This window comes from Leptospira venezuelensis, assembly GCF_002150035.1.
Taxonomy (GTDB): domain Bacteria; phylum Spirochaetota; class Leptospiria; order Leptospirales; family Leptospiraceae; genus Leptospira_B; species Leptospira_B venezuelensis.
Genome location: NZ_NETS01000010.1, coordinates 1,457,641 through 1,472,804, shown reverse-complemented (window position 1 = coordinate 1,472,804; position 15,164 = coordinate 1,457,641). Strand labels below are relative to the sequence as shown.

Annotated in this window: 14 protein-coding genes and 2 tRNA genes; 4 read left to right on the top strand and 12 right to left on the bottom strand. The window is 42.8% G+C overall.

Annotation, left to right across the window (positions count from 1 at the left end; all coding sequences use genetic code 11):
• Positions 1 to 59: 59 nt before the first annotated feature.
• The 10 genes from rpoC to B1C82_RS14125 form a co-directional block, all read right to left on the bottom strand.
• The gene (gene rpoC, locus B1C82_RS14170; RefSeq protein ID WP_086448171.1) at positions 60 to 4,265 is read right to left on the bottom strand and encodes a DNA-directed RNA polymerase subunit beta'; all 4,206 of its coding nucleotides are present in this window, start codon (positions 4,263 to 4,265) and stop codon (positions 60 to 62) included.
• Between the two features lie 15 nt (positions 4,266 to 4,280).
• On the bottom strand, positions 4,281 to 7,961 hold the full coding sequence (rpoB, locus tag B1C82_RS14165; RefSeq protein WP_086448170.1) for a DNA-directed RNA polymerase subunit beta: 3,681 nt from the start codon (positions 7,959 to 7,961) through the stop codon (positions 4,281 to 4,283).
• Positions 7,962 to 8,096: 135 nt separating this feature from the next.
• Positions 8,097 to 8,480 (bottom strand): 50S ribosomal protein L7/L12, encoded by a 384-nt coding sequence (gene rplL / locus B1C82_RS14160; protein ID WP_086448169.1) that lies wholly within the window; start codon positions 8,478 to 8,480, stop codon positions 8,097 to 8,099.
• A gap of 58 nt (positions 8,481 to 8,538) precedes the next feature.
• A complete protein-coding gene (gene rplJ / locus B1C82_RS14155; protein ID WP_086448168.1) occupies positions 8,539 to 9,072 on the bottom strand; it encodes a 50S ribosomal protein L10 in 534 nt (177 codons plus the stop codon).
• A 26-nt stretch (positions 9,073 to 9,098) separates the two neighbouring features.
• Complete coding sequence (gene rplA, locus B1C82_RS14150; protein WP_086448167.1) at positions 9,099 to 9,791, bottom strand: 50S ribosomal protein L1; 693 nt, start codon at positions 9,789 to 9,791, stop codon at positions 9,099 to 9,101.
• Between the two features lie 3 nt (positions 9,792 to 9,794).
• Complete coding sequence (gene rplK / locus B1C82_RS14145; protein WP_086448166.1) at positions 9,795 to 10,223, bottom strand: 50S ribosomal protein L11; 429 nt, start codon at positions 10,221 to 10,223, stop codon at positions 9,795 to 9,797.
• A gap of 41 nt (positions 10,224 to 10,264) precedes the next feature.
• Positions 10,265 to 10,810 carry a transcription termination/antitermination protein NusG gene (gene nusG, locus B1C82_RS14140; RefSeq protein ID WP_086448613.1) on the bottom strand — a complete coding sequence of 182 codons (546 nt, stop codon included), beginning with the start codon at positions 10,808 to 10,810 and terminating at the stop codon, positions 10,265 to 10,267.
• Between the two features lie 25 nt (positions 10,811 to 10,835).
• Complete coding sequence (secE, locus tag B1C82_RS14135) at positions 10,836 to 11,018, bottom strand: preprotein translocase subunit SecE (protein ID WP_086448612.1); 183 nt, start codon at positions 11,016 to 11,018, stop codon at positions 10,836 to 10,838.
• A 42-nt stretch (positions 11,019 to 11,060) separates the two neighbouring features.
• Positions 11,061 to 11,131 (bottom strand) — tRNA-Trp (locus tag B1C82_RS14130).
• Between the two features lie 10 nt (positions 11,132 to 11,141).
• Positions 11,142 to 11,213: transfer RNA gene (locus B1C82_RS14125), tRNA-Thr, on the bottom strand.
• A 333-nt stretch (positions 11,214 to 11,546) separates the two neighbouring features.
• Here B1C82_RS14125 and B1C82_RS14120 point away from each other — a divergent pair.
• From B1C82_RS14120 to B1C82_RS14105, 4 genes are all read left to right on the top strand, one after another.
• Positions 11,547 to 11,750 (top strand): type II toxin-antitoxin system VapB family antitoxin, encoded by a 204-nt coding sequence (locus tag B1C82_RS14120; RefSeq protein ID WP_086448165.1) that lies wholly within the window; start codon positions 11,547 to 11,549, stop codon positions 11,748 to 11,750.
• Positions 11,747 to 12,118, top strand: a complete 372-nt coding sequence (locus tag B1C82_RS14115; RefSeq protein WP_086448164.1) for a type II toxin-antitoxin system VapC family toxin — start codon at positions 11,747 to 11,749, stop codon at positions 12,116 to 12,118. Before B1C82_RS14120 ends, B1C82_RS14115 begins: the two co-directional genes overlap by 4 nt.
• On the top strand, positions 12,115 to 13,230 hold the full coding sequence (locus B1C82_RS14110; RefSeq protein WP_086448163.1) for a helix-turn-helix domain-containing protein: 1,116 nt from the start codon (positions 12,115 to 12,117) through the stop codon (positions 13,228 to 13,230). Before B1C82_RS14115 ends, B1C82_RS14110 begins: the two co-directional genes overlap by 4 nt.
• Before the next feature lie 103 nt (positions 13,231 to 13,333).
• The gene (locus B1C82_RS14105) at positions 13,334 to 14,173 is read left to right on the top strand and encodes a sterol desaturase family protein (protein WP_086448162.1); all 840 of its coding nucleotides are present in this window, start codon (positions 13,334 to 13,336) and stop codon (positions 14,171 to 14,173) included.
• A gap of 89 nt (positions 14,174 to 14,262) precedes the next feature.
• Here B1C82_RS14105 and B1C82_RS14100 read toward each other — a convergent pair whose 3' ends face one another.
• Positions 14,263 to 14,592 carry a hypothetical protein gene (locus tag B1C82_RS14100; protein WP_240509601.1) on the bottom strand — a complete coding sequence of 110 codons (330 nt, stop codon included), beginning with the start codon at positions 14,590 to 14,592 and terminating at the stop codon, positions 14,263 to 14,265.
• Positions 14,589 to 15,092 carry an ankyrin repeat domain-containing protein gene (locus B1C82_RS14095; RefSeq protein WP_086448160.1) on the bottom strand — a complete coding sequence of 168 codons (504 nt, stop codon included), beginning with the start codon at positions 15,090 to 15,092 and terminating at the stop codon, positions 14,589 to 14,591. Before B1C82_RS14095 ends, B1C82_RS14100 begins: the two co-directional genes overlap by 4 nt.
• Positions 15,093 to 15,164 lie beyond the last annotated feature (72 nt).

Sequence of the window (15,164 nt, the reverse complement as noted above, 5' to 3'; positions counted from 1 at the left end):
GCAGGCCGGTGACCTATTTTACCAGTTCTTCCGACCCTGCTCTATTGTAAAGCTTTCCTTTAATTCTCGTTGTCTTCCGGTATGGCCATCGGAATTTCTTCCTCTTCCACTTCCAGAGGACGATCTAGATCCCCGTAAGTTTCTTTGAACACCGCGACATCGCGATATTTTCTCATTCCGGTTCCCGCAGGGATCATGTGACCGATAATAACGTTCTCTTTAAGTCCCGCTAAGTTATCAGTTTTTCCTTTGATTGCAGCGTCTGTTAACACCTTAGTTGTTTCCTGGAAGGAAGCAGCCGAGAAGAACGACTCAGTATTCAAAGATGCTTTCGTTAAACCTAATAAGATCGGAACACACTGAGCCGGAGATCCTCCTTCAGCTATCACTCTCTTGTTTTCTTCCAAGAAAGCGAAACGATCCACTTGTTGTTGGTTCACGAAAGATGTGTCTCCGGAATCGGTAATTAAAACCTTACGCATCATCTGGCGAACAACTACTTCGATGTGCTTATCGTTGATATGCACCCCTTGTAGTCTGTAAACCTCTTGAACCTCTTGCACAAGATATACTTGAAGTGCTGTAACACCTTTTACTCTCAAGATATCGTGTGGATCCAGGTTTCCGTCGTCCATTTGATCTCCGCGTTTTACGAAGTCTCCGTGACGAACACGTAATTGTTTTCCGATCGGAATGGTTACTTTTACTTTATCCAACTCTTCGTTATCAGGAACGATATAGAGAACTCGTTTTTCTTTTACGATCTCTCCATTATCTTCAATCTTTCCGTCAGTTTCTGCAAGAGTGGTTGCGTCTTTAGGACGACGAGCTTCGAAAAGTTCGTCTACCCTTGGAAGACCACCGGTAATATCCCGGGTTTTTTCTGCAACGGTTGGTATCTTGAAGAGGATGTCTCCCGCTTTCACTTTGTCTCCGTTTTGAACGGAGATGATAGCATCCACTGGAACCAGATATTCTTCTTTGCTTCCGCCAGAAGACACCACGATTCTTGGGATCAATTTTTCCCTACGTTGCTCGATTACTTTATAATTAACGTTAGACGTCTTAACGTCCTCGTCCCTACGAACGTTCTTACCGACTTCCAGATCCACCCAAGCAGCAGTTCCTTCGATCTCGGTAACTCCGATTTCGTTGAATGGGTCAAATTCTCCTAAAGCTTGGTTCGGCTCAGTGATTTGCCCTACTTTCACATTCAGAGTGGTAGAAGTTTTTACAGGAACAACCGCTTCTTCTCCCAGAATTCTGAAGAGTCCGTCTGCGATTTTTACTGTTCCTGGAGCTTCGGAAGTTACGTTCTCTCCAGAAGCAAGAGTTGCAACCAACTCTCCCTTATCCACTTTCTGTCCGTTTTCTACCCTAAGGTTGGTTAGGTCAGAAGAATTGAACTGTTGGATCAATCTCTGAACTACGATGGATCCACGACGAGAGAAGATCAAACCTCTATCAGAAGTTTGTAAAGTTCTACCGTTGATCGAATTCACGATCGCGCGGTATCCTACTTTGTGCTCCTTCTCTTGTACTTTCGCAGAAGCCGCACCACCGATGTGGAATGTTCTCATCGTCAACTGAGTTCCAGGCTGTCCGATGGACTGAGCTGCGATAGTTCCGACTGCTTCTCCAATCTCTGCTGGAGTCAGACGAGCCATATCCATACCGTAACATTTAATACAGATTCCCCAACGAGCTTCGCAAGTTAGAGGTGAACGAACCTTGATTTTCTCGTAACCGAGGTTTTCGAGTTTCTGTCCTACTTCTCTAGTGATCAAAGATCCTTTAGGATAAACTACAGTTTCAGAAACAGGGTCTACGATATCTTCAGAAGTAAAACGTCCGAATACACGGTCGCTAAGAGAAACGATTACGTTCTCACCTTCTTTTACGGTTCCGAGAGTGATACATTCTTCAGTTCCGCAATCATCTTCTGCTACGATAACGTCTTGAGAAATATCCACCAAACGACGAGTCAAGTAACCCGCGTCCGCAGTTTTTAACGCTGTATCCGCAAGACCTTTACGAGCACCGTGAGTAGAGATAAAGAATTCAAGAACGCTTAATCCCTCGCGGAAGTTGGAACGAATCGCAAGTTCGATGATCTCACCAGAAGGTTTCGCCATCAGACCACGCATACCAGCCAACTGACGGATCTGTTGTTTAGATCCACGAGCACCGGAAGCCGCCATGATGAATACAGGGTTGTATCCACCTTTGTCCTTCTCAAGTTCTTTGAACATGGAGTCAGTGATGAGGTCGTTGGTTTTAGTCCAGATCTCGATCACTTTTTTCTTACGTTCTTCGTTTGTGATAATACCTTTACGATATTCTCCGTCGGCTCTCTCCACTTCTTTGTTAGCGTCACCAACAAGAGTAACTTTACCCGGAGACACTCTGATGTCTTCGATAGAGATAGTCGGGCTGAAAATTGTAGCATAACGATATCCTAATTTCTTAATATCGTCTAGCATCAGAACGGTTTGAGCCGGTCCGTATTTCTCATAAACTTCCGCAATGATCCTGTTCGTCTCTTTATCGGAGAGAGCACGGTTCACATAAGGATAACCTTCCGGAAGAACAGTATTGAAGATCAAACGACCCGCAGTAGTCTCCAGGATCTTTCCTTGGTGAAGAACGGAAATTTTAGTTCTATACTCTATCACTCCTCTATCGATCGCGTAAGTAACCTCATCAAGGTTCGCGAATGATTTAAGAGGAACTCCTGCTTCGGTTGGAAGTTCAGAAGTTAGATAATAAATTCCAAGTACGATATCTTGAGTAGGTCCGCAGATCGGGTGACCGTTTGCAGGGTTCAAGATATTGTGAGGAGAAAGCATAAGCATCCATACTTCCAACTGAGCTTTTGGAGTCAGTGGAACGTGTATCGCCATCTGGTCACCGTCGAAGTCAGCATTGAATGCGTGACATACTAACGGGTGAAGTTTGATCGCTTTTCCTTCTACAAGAACCGGAAGGAATGCTTGGATCCCTAAACGGTGAAGAGTAGGAGCACGGTTTAACATAACCGGGTGCTCTTTCACTACTGTTTCAAGAACGTCGAAAACTTCTTTTTCTTCTGCTTCTACTTTCTTCTTAGCAGATTTGATGTTTGGAGCTAAATCCAGATCCACCAAACGTTTCATTATAAAAGGTTTAAATAGCTCGAGAGCCATCTTCTTAGGAAGACCCATCTCGTGATATTTCAGCTCTGGACCAACTACGATCACCGAACGACCGGAGTAATCCACACGTTTACCGAGTAGGTTTTGGCGGAAACGACCTTGTTTTCCTTTCAACATGTCTGAAATGGATTTAAGAGGTCTGTTACCTTTACCTTTTACGGTACGTTTGCGGCGGCTATTATCGAATAACGCGTCAACCGCTTCTTGGAGCATACGTTTTTCGTTACGAACGATGATCTCAGGAGCTTTTAACGCGAGAAGACGTTTAAGACGGTTATTTCTGTTGATAACTCTACGATATAGATCGTTCAAGTCGGAGGTAGCAAAACGTCCACCTTCTAATTGAACCATTGGACGAAGTTCAGGTGGAATGACCGGAACCACATCAAGGACCATCCACTCAGGACGGTTTCCTGAATCGCGGAATGCTTCTAATACTTCCAAACGTTTCAGGATTCTTTTGTCGGAGATCTTTTCTTTTTCTTGGATCTTTTGGCGAATGATACGTGCTTCTGCATCAACATCGATACGAGAAAGAAGTTCTTTGATCGCGTCCGCACCTATACCAGCAACAAACTTGTCGCCGTATTCGTCTAGGTATGCGTGATATTCTTCTTCGTCGATTAGCTCGCCGCGATTTCTTCCGGTATCAGCCGGATCGATGATCACATATTTTTCGAAATAAAGAACACTCTTGAGCTGATTGATGGTCATGTCCAAGAGAAGTCCCATTCTGGAAGGAACGGAACGATAGTACCAGATATGAGAAACAGGAGCCGCAAGCTCGATATGACCCATACGCTCACGACGAACTTTGGAGTGAGTTACCTCGACACCACATTTGTCGCAAACCACACCCTTGTAACGGATAGATTTGAATTTTCCGCAGTAACATTCCCAGTCCTTAGTAGTTCCGAAAATTTTCTCGCAGAAAAGACCATCTCTCTCCGGCTTTAAAGTACGGTAGTTGATTGTCTCAGGTTTTTTGACTTCTCCGTAAGACCATTCTTTGATTCTTTCTGGAGACGCTAATCTGATTGTTATTGATTCAAAATCGTTATTGGATCTCATGCTACCTTACTTCCCTTAGGCGTTCTCGATCGTTTCGAACTTAATCTTCTTCTTGCTCTTGGAATATTCGTCTTCGTAGTCGGAGATATCAACGCTGTTACCTTCCGAGTCAGTGATAACGATATCCAATGCAAGTCCCCTGAGTTCCTGCACTAGTACGTTGAAGGATTCCGGAATTCCAGGTTTAATGGAATGGATACCTTTAACGATAGCTTCATAGATTCTTGCTCTTCCGAGCATATCGTCAGACTTGATGGTAAGAAGTTCCTGAAGAGTATGAGATGCTCCGTAAGCTTCGAGAGCCCAGACCTCCATCTCTCCCAAACGCTGACCACCGAACTGAGCCTTTCCTCCGAGTGGTTGTTGAGTAACCAAAGAGTAAGGTCCGGTAGAACGAGCGTGAATCTTATCGTCCACCAAGTGAGCGAGTTTCAACATGTAGATGTAACCACAGAATACCTCGTTCATGAAAGGTAATCCGGTACGTCCGTCGTATAATTTGAATTTAGAGCTGAGAGGAAGATTTGCTTCTTTGCAATACTTCTCTACATCCGCTTCTGTAGCTCCGTCGAAAACTGGAGTTTCGAAATTGATTCCCAGTTTGCTTGCAGCAAGTCCGAGTTGAGTTTCGAAAATCTGTCCGAGGTTCATACGAGAAGGAACACCTAACGGGTTCAGAACGATATCCATTGGAGTACCGTCTTCCATGTAAGGCATATCTTCTTCTGCCATGATACGTGCAACGACACCCTTGTTACCGTGGCGTCCTGCCATTTTATCTCCGACCAGAAGTTTACGTTTACGAGCTACGAAAACTTTCACCATTTCTTCTACACCAGCAGGAAGTTCATCTCCCTTCTCGCGTGAGAAACGTTTGATATCGATTACAGTTCCTTCGAAACCGTTCGGCATACGAAGAGAAGAATCTCTTACTTCTTTCGCTTTTTCTCCGAAGATGGAGTGAAGAAGTTTGTATTCAGGAGTTAGATCAGTTTCTCCCTTAGGAGTCACCATACCTACCAGGATGTCTCCCGGTTTTACTTCTGCACCAACACGGATCACACCGGTTTCATCTAGATCACGGAAAGCTTTGTCCGAAAGGTTCGGAATATCTCTTGTGATCTGCTCTTGTCCAAGTTTGGTTTCTCTTGCTTGGATCTCGAACTCTTCGATGTGGATAGAAGAGAAAATATCGTCTTTTACAACTTTTTCGGAGATTAGGATCGCATCCTCGAAGTTGTAACCTTCCCAAGGCATAAAAGCCACAAGAACGTTACGTCCAAGTGCGAGAGTTCCGTTGTCCACCGCAGGACCGTCTGCAAGGACAGTTCCCTTTTGTAGAATGTTACCGTTCTCATCCATTCTTTCGCCGGAAACGATCTGTCCTGCGATAGTTGTTCCTCTACGAACTTCTTCTCCGTTGGAAACGATCGGCTGGTATTGTTTATTACCGGAGATCAGATTGTATTCGCGAACGTTTCCGTTATCCGCAGTCACTTCGATTTTCTCTTTGCTGACTTTAGTAACTTTACCGTCGATCTCTGAGTGAACTACTCCAACAACCGGAGTTTGGTTAAAACAAGTACCTTGGTTGGTCTTCTTAAATTTAGTAAGATCGTAAGTATCGGATTCTTTTCCGCCCTTACGCTCGATTACAACCTTCTCCGCGTCTACGTAAGTAACCACACCATCATGTCTGGAGATGATACAAATACGAGAATCGTAAGCTGCACGAGTTTCCATTCCAGTTCCAACGAAAGGCGCCTCTTGTCTAAGAAGAGGAACCGCCTGACGTTGCATGTTAGAACCCATGAGCGCACGGTTCGCGTCATCATGCTCTAAGAATGGTATTAACGCAGTAGAAACGGATACCACCTGCATTGGAGCTAAGTCCATGTACTGGATCTCGTTCGGGTTGCGGAAAGGGTAATCCGATCTGTGACGAGTAGAGATAAGTTTATTTTTAAACTCTCCCTTTTCATCTACAGGAGAAGAAGAAACCGCAATAGAATGATATTCTTCCTTATCGGCGGTTAGGTATTCTATGTTATTGGATACTTTGCTGTTTTTAACTACTCTGTAAGGAGTTTCCAAGAATCCGTAATCATTCACTCTCGCATATGAAGACATAGAGAGAATGAGTCCGATGTTTGGACCTTCAGGAGTTTCAATCGGACACATACGGCCGTAGTGGCTATAGTGAACGTCACGCACCTCGAATCCTGCTCTATCTCTGGAAAGACCTCCAGGTCCTAAAGCGTTCAAACGACGTTTGTGAGTGAGCTCTGCCAGAGGGTTTGTCTGGTCCATAAACTGGGACAATTGGCTGGATCCAAAGAACTCATTGATCACTGCAGTGATCGGCTTAATGGAAATCAGAAGTTGTGGTGTTTGAGTTCCAACTTCTTGAACAGTCATTCTTTCTTTGATCACTCTTTCAACACGAGTGAAACCAACTTTTAATTGGTTAGCGATTAGTTCACCAACGGAACGAATACGACGGTTCCCTAAGTGGTCAATATCATCCGGATAGTAGTTCTCTGTTTCAGAAATCAAGTTGAGAAGGTAACGTACAGTCTCGATGATATCTGCAGGACGAAGAACTCTTTCTATCGCACTTGTAAATTCTTTAGGGTTATTGAATTCAAATTTGCTATTGATCTTGTAACGACCAACATCACCCAAATCAAAAGATTTAGGAGAGAAGAATAGGCGATTCAATTCAGCTTCTGCGTTCTCAATCGTAGAAGGTTCACCTTGTCTCATGATACCGTGGAATTTTAGAACTGCATCTTCGTAATCGTTGACGCCGTCTTTTTCCAAGCAGTTCACTAAAACAGGATTATCCTTGTCTTTAGGATATTCTACTAACTCAACTTCCTTCACCTTCATCTCTTTTAAGATGGAGATATTATCTTCGTTGATTTTGGAACCGGCATCGAGCATTACCTCTCCGGTTTCCATATTGATCACATCAGCGATCACTCTACGTCCGATCAGACGTTTAAGTTCTTTTGTGGAAGCTCCGCCGATTTTTGCTTTGGAGGATTTATAGAAAAGACGTAAGATCTCTTCGTTTGTTCCGTGTCCTAAAGACTTAACAAGAAGAGTTGCAGGGAATTTTTTCTTACGGTCAATTTTAGCGACCAGGATTCCCTTATTGTCCATTTCAAATTCCAACCAGGATCCGCGATAAGGGATCACTCTGGCAGAGTAAGTATCTCTTTCTTCATCATAAGAGAAGAAGATACCTGGTGAACGGTGAAGCTGAGAAACTACAACACGCTCAGCTCCATTGATGATAAAAGTTCCTTGCTCAGTCATTACAGGAAGATCGCCCATATAAACGACTTGCTCACGGATCTCTCCGGTTTCTTTGATGATGAGTCGAATAACTGCTTTTAAAGGAAGAGCAAAAGTAGCATCTGTGTCCTTACATTCTTGAGGAGATTTTTTAGCGTCTCCTAAAACATAGTGGCTGTATTCCATCACCATGTCGTTGTTCGGACTTTCAATAGGGAAGGTTTCTCTAAAAACCGCTTCTAGTCCCTGGTTTTTTCTTTTTGTGGGATCCTTAACTTCTGATTGAAGAAACCAATCGAAAGACTTCTTCTGAATCTGAATCAAGTTAGGAAGGTAATCCAAATTGGTGATCTTACCGAAGTTTACCCGTTTTCTTTCTACTTGACCGTACATTCGTGTGCTCCCTGGGATGATGGAAAATTATAACTGCGCGAAAAAATGCAATAAGGCAAGGAAGTACGCTGGCCTCCTTGCCTGAGTGAAAGGATTTTAATCAGATATCGAGGAGACAAAGCCTCGGCTCCCTGATTAGACAGCCTTAAGTTCGATTTGAGCTCCGACAGCTTCTAATTTCTTTTTGATGTCGTCAGCTTCTGCTTTCGCAACGCCGTCTTTAACAGACTTTCCGCCAGCTTCTACTAGATCTTTTGCTTCTTTCAAGCCAAGACCAGTGATCTCGCGAACAACCTTGATAACTTCGATTTTTTTATCGCCGAAACCTTTCAATACAACGTTGAAGGAAGCAGGCTCATCTGCTGCCGCTGCTCCGCCACCTGCTGGTGCTGCAGCTGCTACTGCTACTGGAGCCGCTGCGGAAATTCCGAACTTCTCCTCCATTTTTTTAACTAGGTCGGCTGCTTCCACAAGGGTAAGTTTGCCGAGTTGCTCTAATAACGCTTCAGTGGTAGACATTTTGTGCTCCTTTGATTCCGTTTGGTCCTTTAAACTACTTACTTACTAAAATTGGTTCTTACTGATTGTTCTTCTCTGCGACAGCTTGGATAGCTCTTGCAAGACCAGCGATAATTTGATTCAGACCAGAAGCGATGCTTCTTGCCGGACCGTTAATACCACCAGCGATCTGAGCCAAGAGTTGCTCTCTTGACGGAAGACCTGCGATTGCTTCCACATCATCCGCGTTCAGAACGGATCCGTCTAAGTAACCCGCTTTCAGAATAAGATTTTTATTCGTCTTAGCGTATTCTTTTAGGATCTTCGCTGCATTTGGAAGATTCGCGTCAGAGAAAATCGCCGCTAGAGGTCCTTGGTATTCGGATCCAAAGGCGATGTTCTTATCCTTATGCTTCTCGGATTCTTTAAGTGCGAGTAGAAAGAGATTGTTCTTGATCACTTTCATCTCGGAACCTTCTTTACGAAGTTTCGCGCGAAGATTTGTAATCTCTTCTACTGTGAGTCCGCTGTAGCTGGCTAGGATAAAGTCGCTACGTTTTTCTAATCTGCCTTTTAACTCGGCAACTGCTTCAATTTTTTCCTGGCTGGGCATTGTTCCTACTCCCGTCTACTACACCCTTATAGGGATGTGTTGACCAGTTCCTTAACGTCTACTTTCACACCGGCACCCATAGTTGGGGACACGGAGAAAGTTTTCAGATAATCACCCTTTGCATCCGAAGGTTTGTCTCGGAGAAGAGTTTGAACTACTGTACGAATGTTTTCTACTAGTTTGGTATGATCAAAACTGACTTTCCCAACACCTAGGTGAACGACTCCGCCTTTGTCCGGACGATATTCAATACGTCCTGATTTCAGCTCGCCAACTGCTTTCGCAACATCGTTAGTTACTGTTCCAGCCTTAGGTTTAGGCATTAAACCTTTACGTCCTAAGATCGGTCCCAGTTTACCTACTTCCTTCATCATATCAGGAGTAGCAACGCAAGCGTCGAAGTCGGTCCAACCGCCAGCAACTTTCTCGATCAGGTCCATATCGCCCACGAATTCCGCACCTGCGTTTTTCGCGTCGTTTTGTTTGTCTCCTTTGCAGAAAACAAGAACCCGAACCAGTTTACCGGTTCCATGAGGAAGAGAAATAGTTCCCCTCACGTTTTGGAGAGATTTATAATTTACTTTCGTAGAGATTTCTATTGTTCCATCGAATTTAGAATAAGAAGTAGCCTGAGCTAACTCTACAGCTTTATCGATCGGATAAACTTTAGTTGCGTCGACTTTCTCTTTAGCCGCGCGATATTTTTTTCCGCGTTTCATGAATTAACCCTCTACCGTAACGCCCATAGAACGACAAGTCCCAGCGATAATTTGAACAGCTGCGTCCAGATCATTCGCGTTTAAGTCTTCCATTTTGGTTTTAGCAATTTCTTCTAATTGCGTACGAGAAATCTTCCCTACCTTAGTGGTATGAGGAGTTGCGGAACCAGACTCTAATCCGATTGCTTTCTTAACTAGAAGAGCTGCCGGAGGAGACTTGGTAATGAATGTAAAACTCCTGTCGGAGAATACTGTAATTACAACTGGAAGTTTGTACCCAATCTGGGACTTACTTCTTTCGTTGAACTGCTTGCAGAACTCCATGATGTTCAATCCTGCCTGACCGAGAGCCGGTCCGACTGGAGGAGCAGGGTTGGCCTTGCCGGCTTCAACCTGGAGCTTAATCTGCTTTACTACTTTTTTTGCTGCCATTGGCGAAACACCTTATTTGTTTCTCCCGGTTCTCCCACCGGTCAGGGTTCGGTTTTGACCTGTAGATAATCTAATTCCACAGGGGTAGAGCGTCCGAAAATCTCCACCTTCACTCTGAGTCTTCCTTTGTCTGGGAAGATCTCGTCTACGACTCCAGTAAAATTCGCGAAAGGGCCATCGATAATCTTCAGGCTATCTCCCACTTTAAACAACAATCTAGGAGTAACTGGCTCCTCTGATTGGAACTCTCCAGTTTCCACGAAAAGATTTTTCACTTCGTCAACGGAAAGAGGTTCAGGTCCCCCATCTTTCGATCCTACAAAAGTAGAAACTGAGGGAAGACTTTGGATCATGAATCGAAGGTCTTCGTCCATATCCATTTCAACAAGAACATAGCCCGGCATAAGTTTCTTCTTAGTGACCTTCTTTTTGCCGTTCTTCATCTCGGCGACTTCCATGGTTGGAATACGCACTTGAGAAATCTTCTCCTCCAGCTTGCGCTGTTGGATCAGCTTTTCCAGATTTTTCTGGACCTTATTCTCGTGACCGGAATAAGTCTGTAACGCATACCATTTCAAATCAGCCATCATAATCACACTTAATCCTAAGTTCTTACAGATTCCAGAATCCGGTAAGAAGCTTCACAATCGCAGTATCCGAAAAGAATAGAAAGGCAGAGAAAAATAACACCGTGACTAGAACAACGATGGTGGACTGCATTACCTCTTGTCTATTCGGCCATTGAACTTTTTTTAGTTCTTCTCTACATTCTTGTACAAATGCGCCAAACTTCACTATATAAATCCTTCCTAAACTCAAAGAACCTGCGAATAACTCCAGGTCTGGAGAGAATCGAACTCCCACCAAGGACTTTGGAGATCCTTGTTCTACCATTAAACTACAGACCTATTCGAACTTAGCCCTCTACCAGGCTTGAACTGGTGACCCCTTCCTTACCATGGAAGTGCTCTACCACTGAGCTAAGAGGGCATGTCTATCTACCCGCTCCCAGAAGAGGAGCTAGAAATACACAGTATTTTTACCCAGGGTCCCTGGTCAAGGTTTTAGCCAAGATTCCCAGCCAGATGGCATTATTTATGCAAGAGAGAAGTTTTTTTGCCCTTTCTTCGCGAGGCACCGCTCGACTTCAGTGGGATGTTCTCGCTATATGTGACATAATTATCGAGTCCAGAGGAGAAGAAGAGTTCGTGCTTTCTAAATTTTCTTCGCTATCGGCGAAGCGGAATTACTTTTCCGCTCTAGAATCAATTTTCCGCATCCATATCATTGACATATGGCATTTACCACCTTATATTACCATATATGATAGCCGTCAAAACCACTCTGTATATTCCCGATGAGCTGATTTCCAGCGCCCAAGACTATACTGGGATCCAAGAAAAGACACGTCTCGTACAAGAAGGATTGCGCGCACTTATTCGAGAAAAATCCGCAGAAAGAATGGCTCTCCTAGGTGGAAGCGATCCTAAAGCAGAAGGTCCAATCCGCAAAAAATCCTCTAAATGACTGCGGTACTTGTAGATACCTCAGTCTGGATCAATCATCTACGTAAGTCGGATCCAAAACTGGTAGAATTGCTCGGTCTTGGCCTGGTGCGACGTCATCCTATGGTAGAGGGAGAACTCAGTTTAGGAAATTTTAAAAATAAGAACTCCTTTCTAACAGAGTACGCCCAATTAAAAGAAGTTCCGATCGCAAACCATAAAGAGACCATGATATTTTCAGAAAGAAATTCTCTGGCTGGACTAGGAATCAGCTGGATAGACGCACATTTGCTTGCAAGTTGTATCCTAGGAAGTGCAAGATTATATTCTGCGGACCAATCTTTAGTAAAGGCAGCGGAGAAGGTTGGCATCGCGGAAATTACAATATGAATGAGTTTGGAATCCAATCTTACACATCCCTCTTTCTAGTCTTTTCAATTGGACTCGCGTTTTTATTTTCCTTGGGAGAAGTTTTCTCTTCACCTAGAGGAGAAAAACAAAACTTACTAGCGATTATTTTTTTCTTGGTAGGGATCTTTCTCTCTCATGCATTTTTACTAACTTGTAAGATGATCATTCATTTTCCGGGAATGTATCTCACTCATCTCCCTGTTTCAGGGCTCATGGGACCTTTTATAGAACGTTATCTCCTTCTTGCTATGGGAAACACTCCAGAATCCAAAAAGATTTTTTATCTGAAAATGCTTCCTGCACTCGCAATATTTTTATGGATGTCTCCTTTCTATTTTTCGGGAGGTCCTGAAAAAATAGAATTACTTAAAAGTCTCCAAGAAACAGGTCTTCCATTATTCTTAAAAATTCCAGTGCTGACCACAATGGGAGTGATGTTCGCCTTCTTACTTTCCACATTCTTTCGTTTATTTTGGGGCTTTAGATTTTCCGTAATATACAAGGATGCTAGAATGCTTACTATTTTAGGAGTAAGCATTTGTATTTTAATCATTTTATTATACGGATTCATTTCCGTAATTTTAGGATCCATAAGAGGTTTAGAAGGAGTTGGTTCTTTAGTTGGGATATTCTTATGCTCTTTATACATTCTCCGCCAAGGATTCCCTGAATTTTTCTTAGAAGTACAAAGAGTAGTAGAAGAAGAGAAAAAATACAGAGCTTCCCAATTGAATGGTTTAGATCTGGAAGATATCAAACAAAACTTAGAAACACTATTCCAAAGGGAGAAGGTATTCTTAAAAGAGGACCTGACCCTCGGATTTTTAGCAGGTAAATTGGAGATCAGTACTCACCAACTTTCAGAATATCTGAACAACGAGATTGGAAAAAATTTTTTCCAATTATTGAACGAGTATAGAGTAGAAGAGGCCAAAAAGAAAATTGAATCAGATCCTGCTGAAGTTCTATTGTCTATTGCTTACTCTTCAGGATTTGGCTCCAAATCCGCTTTTAACGAGGTTTTCCGAAAGGAAACCGGATTTACACCTTCCGAATACAGAAATAGAATCCGCAAAAATAAGTCTAAATAAGTCCGTTTCGATCGGTCTGGACGTATATTTTATTCCACTCCGATCGGGGAGGACGACTTCTTATAAATTCCGCCGTAAACTAAATGCAGAGATCGGAGGAAAAATGGCAATCAACGCTTGTGATTTCGGTTGGGAATGTGTTCGGAATTTCGGACTATTTCAACTTTCTATGAACTTTATTAGATACTATCCTTTAGCAGGACTCGCATTCTTTATATTCTGGGTTTGGAAAAAAGGATATTTCGAGAAGTATCGTATCCAGAAAAATTTCCCAAAATGGGAGAAGGTAGTATACGAAATCAAACAATCTGCCGTTACGATGGTAATGTTCAGCTTGGTTGCGGTGGTTTCCTTCAGCCTTCAAAAATTAGGATATCTGCCGAGAGCACTTTACTTCGATATCTCAGAAAGAGGTTGGGCCTACGCGATCTTAAGTTATATCCTGATCACTGTCTGGCATGAGACCTGGTTTTATTGGGCTCATAGATTAATGCATCACAAAAAGGTTTATACTTTCGTGCATGCGATCCATCATAAATCTGTAAACCCTTCTCCTTTAGCAGCTTATAATTTCCATTGGGCTGAAGCATTTTTGGAAGCAATCTATATAGTGCCATTTATAAGTTTGGTTCCGATCCATTTCGGAGTGTTTATATTCCATACATTCTACGCGATGATCATGAATATTTGGTGGCACCTAGGCTATGAATTTTTCCCCAAAGGTTGGGCAAGTCACCCTATCACAAAATGGATTAATACTTCTACACACCATAACTTGCATCACCAAAAGTTTCACGGAAACTATAGTCTCTATTTCAATTTCTGGGATAGAATTATGGGGACAAACTTCCCAAATTACGAATCCTATTTTGATGAAGTTGCCGAGAAAAAAGAAGGTTACGAAAAAAATTCAATTGGTCCTGAGATCGGATTTGCGAAATAGATTTTGTCCATAAGATCGAACTATAAAATTCTCATAATAGCTCATACTGGAAACCGAGGAGACTCGGTTTCCTTTTTTGTATCTATACTCTAAAATATAATTCCACTTCCTCCATGACCACCTCCGCCGTGGCCACCTCCCCCACCGCCATCTCCACCTGAGCTGCCGCCACCCCCTCCACCACCGGATCCTCCCCTGGAAGTACTAGTTGTTCTTCCGGAAGATGTTACCCTATGACAGTCTGATTTACAATCATCGCAGATGACCTTACAAATGAATCCAATCCCAAGTGAATTTTCATTTGTCGCAACTAATAGGCAGATTGAAAAGTTCTTATCACAATCTTTGGTGCAACGATCATCGTTCATGCAGTTTTCTAAAAAGAAAAAGACCAGAACGATTGGCAGTATGGACCTCATCTTTTTGAACCGATCTCATAGGTAGCAAGCAGTTCTTTGATTTGGATTGCTTCTTCTAAACTTGCTTCTGAAAATGCAGTATGTCCTTGTTTACTTTTAATATGTATATTCGCTCCATTCTTCAAAAGTAATTTTACTATATCCAAATTCCGATTATAAACTGCCATCATGAGAGCTGTATGGCCGTCCCTAGTTTTGGCATTGATGTCAGCACCATTTCGAATTAAAAATTCTGCGATCTCAACTTCTCCTTCTCTGGCCGCGATCATCAAAGGAGTAAAATTTCTAGTAAAAGGATCCCTAGTATCTACGGAATAGCCTGCCCTCAAACAATTCTGTAAACCGAATAGATCTCCTTTATATACAAAGTCAGAAGGGTAAGGATTTCCTCCTGCGGTATATTGAGGAGAAATACAACTCGATAAAAAAATCGCCAGTAGGATAAAGCCACTCCTAACGCAAAAAGTGAAATATGGAAACTTGGAAGTGAAAAGATTCATAATCATCCTCTTCAACAAGAGGACCGAGTTCGAAGAAGAACGTTCCGGATTTTCTAAATTTTTATGAAATTG